General features: G+C 66.4%; 2 protein-coding genes. One reads left to right on the top strand and one right to left on the bottom strand.

The window, feature by feature from the left end; all coding sequences use genetic code 11:
* Window positions 1-223, bottom strand: a 223-nt coding sequence (locus tag VFQ05_15160; GenBank protein ID HET9328104.1) for a hypothetical protein, incomplete at its 3' end; no start/stop codon positions are given.
* Between the two features lie 444 nt (window positions 224-667).
* Between VFQ05_15160 and VFQ05_15155 the strand changes: the two genes are divergently transcribed.
* Window positions 668-3,085, top strand: a complete 2,418-nt coding sequence (locus VFQ05_15155; protein ID HET9328103.1) for a hypothetical protein — start codon at window positions 668-670, stop codon at window positions 3,083-3,085.
* The last annotated feature ends 195 nt before the right edge of the window (window positions 3,086-3,280 follow it).

The following is a 3,280-nucleotide window of genomic DNA, read 5'->3' as shown; positions in this document are numbered from 1 at the left end:
GCGCGAGCCGGTCGCCGGCCTTCTCGAGCGCAGGAACGCCGCGCCTCGCGACAGCAGGAACCAGCGCGAGCGCCGCCAGACCCCACAAACCCCAGCCGGAGATCGGATCGAGGAAGCGCTGGACGTTGAGCCCCCACCCCGCCATCGAGGGCACGAAGGAGAACACAGCCCGGGCGATGACCAGCAGGGCGAGTGTCGACCACAGCGCGCGGGCGGGGAGCATCTCGGGGCGCCAGTCTGGTTTCGAACGCGACCAGGGTCAAACGGGGGCGTGGATTTGTATTTACGGCGTCTCGTCCAGATTCTAGACTCCCGCTCCAGATGCGTCGAGGGCGCTCGCCTTTCGACCGGCTCGAGAGCACGAAGCGTTTGCTCACGAGCGAAAGGCCGCGATGAGAGTGTCGATCCACCGCCTGCCGGTGGAGTTGTATGCATTCTGCCTCTCGTGCTCTCGCCCACAATCGGGCACGCACTCGTAACACGCGATCAGGTGACCGCGAAGAAGCTGACCGTCGTCCGATCGCTGAGTCGTTCGACTATCGGATTCTGTTCGCTCATCGAGGCTCAGACGTAGACAGGTCATCCGGGCTCTCGCCCGGTTCACGCCTCCCCCCGGGGCGACACGCGAGGTACACGCTCAAGGACCCCATCGAACCGGAGGACGACGATGAACGGGCATGGCCGCATGCTCAGTGGACTTGGCACCGCCTCTTCAGTCTGCCTGGCACTCGCTTGCTCGGGGAGCATCGCGGGCGCCGAAATCCTCCCCTACCCCGGCTTCTACCAAACGACCGGCGCGTACGCCCGCTCGGTCGCGATTTCCGGAAACACGCTCTACATCGGAGGCGACTTCCAGTTCGTCGGACGGCCCGTCGGCGGCCTCGTGGGGCTCACCACGACGTCGCCCCCGCAGCCGGTCGTGCTCCCCGAGGTGGGGGGCGTCGTCAATGCCATCGCTCCCGACGGTTCCGGTGGCTGGTACCTCGGCGGCCAATTCACTCTGGTCGGCGGCCTTTCTCGGACCAATCTCGCGCGAATTGGACCCGATGGATCGGTTCTCTCGTGGAATCCGGGCGCCAACAGCACCGTGCTCACGCTCACCGTCGATGCAGGCGTCGTGTACGTGGGTGGCTCCTTCACGACCACCGGCGGTCAGCCGCGCAACCGGATCGCCGCCATCGATGCCACGAGCGGCGCGGCGACCGCCTGGAATCCGGGCGCGAATGCCGACGTCAAGTCGTTCTTGATTTCCGGGAGCACGGTCTACGTCGCAGGGGCCTTCACCACCATCGCCGGGATCGCCCGCAACTTCGTCGCGGCGCTCGACGCCGGAAGCGGCGCGGCAACGAGCTGGAATCCGAACCCCAACGCGGAGGTCCGCGCGCTGTTGCTGAAAGGAGACTCCCTCTTCGTCGGCGGGCTCTTCACCACGATCGTTGGGACGACACGGAACCGGCTCGCTGCTGTGAACGCCACCACCGGTGCTCTCCTGGACTGGGATCCCAACCTCAATGGATTCGTGAATGTGCTGACCCAGGACGGCAACACCCTCTTCGCCGGAGGCGCCTTCACGCAGGTTGGGATTGCCTTCGGACGCAACCGAGGGGCAGCGTTCGACATCGAGACGGGCGCATTGATGAGCTGGAATCCCCTTGCCAACAGCACGATCAACTCGCTGGCCGTGGAAGGCAGCACCGTTTACGTGGGCGGATCCTTTACCACCGTGGGAGGCAATCCCACGCTCGGGTTTGGGGCCCTCAGTCGAACGACGGGGCTCCACATCCTGTGGGAGCCGAGAATGAACGGCGGCGCGAACGCCATTGCGTTCGGCGCGGGGCTGGTGTGGGTCGGAGGAGGCTTTACGTCGATGGACTGGACACAGCGCAACCGGATCGCCGCCCTCGATGTGGGGACCGGCGTACCGACGGCGTGGAACCCCAACGTCAATGGCGCCGTGAGCGCCATCGCGACGGACGGCGCCACCGTTTACTTCGGGGGAAGCTTCACGACCGTCGGCGGTGTCGCGCGTTCACGGATCGCCGCCGTGGATGCCGCGACCGGTGCCCTGACGGCATGGAATCCGGGGGCGGATGGTGACGTGAGCGTTCTGGCTCTGAGCGGAGGCAACGTCATCGCGGGCGGAGCGTTCGCCAATTTTGGGGGCGCGGCTCGTAGCCGGATCGCCGCGGTGGACGCGATCACCGGAACGGCGACCGCGTGGAACCCGAACGTCAACGGCAACGTGCTCGCGCTGGCTGTGGATGGATCCACGATCTACGCGGGCGGCGCCTTCACCAGCGTCGGCGGAATCCCACGAAACCGAATCGCGGCGATCGACGTCGGTACCGGAGTGGCGAGCTCCTGGGACCCGAACGCGAATAACGAGGTATGGACCATCGCCAGGAACGGGACCACCGTTTACGCAGGTGGCATGTTCACGACCATCGGTGGGCAGGCGCGAAACCGGATCGCGGCGCTGGATGCCGCCGCGGGAACGGCCCATGCCTGGAACCCGAACTCGAACCACTGGGTCAATGCGGTCGTCGTCAATGGCAGCCGGATCATCGCGACTGGCCAATTCTCTGTCATCGGTGGAGTCAGCACGAACAGCGTCGCCGTCATCGACCCGGTCACCGGATCGGTCGATCCCACGTGGATTCCCAACTTCCTGGGGCAGGTTACCGGAGTCCAGGCCACGTCTTCCGAATTCGTATTCATCGGGTTGTTCGACGCCGTGAATGGTCGGCCACGCCGGGGAGTGACCAAGTTGCGCATACCGTGGGTCGTCGGGGTCGAGGAGCGACCCGACGGATCGAGCGATCTCGAGTGGGCGCGCGTGAGCCCGAGCCCCACGACCGGCGTCGCTCGTCTCGAGTTCACGCTGCCGCGGGCAGGCCACGTGCGTATCGCGGCGTACGACGTTCAGGGCAGGATGATCGCGAAGCCGCTGGACGCGCGGCGCCCCGCAGGAAAGCACACGGCGATGTGGGACCCGCGGTCGGAGCATCCGGCGGCCGGGCTGTACTTCATCCGCTTCGAGGTCCCGGGGCGGAACGTGACGAAGCGCCTGGTCGTGGTTCGCTAGTTACGTTCACTCTCTGCTGACGAGGGGTCGTTCCTCGTGAGTCTCCGGGGCTCGTTGCGGCAGACTTTCGCGCGGCTCCCTCCGGCACGACGAGCGCTGCCGGGTTATGGTTGGGACCATGGCATCTCGCGACCAGGGACGGTTCGTGCATCCGGCGCGTGAGCGGCGCGCGAGGACCTGGGCTTGGCTCGGGCT

It is taken from the genome of Candidatus Eisenbacteria bacterium (genome assembly GCA_035712145.1).
Classification (GTDB): Bacteria; Eisenbacteria; RBG-16-71-46; order RBG-16-71-46; family RBG-16-71-46; genus DASTBI01.
Note: the sequence above shows the minus strand (reverse complement) of the source record. Positions and strands in the feature narration are given on the sequence as shown.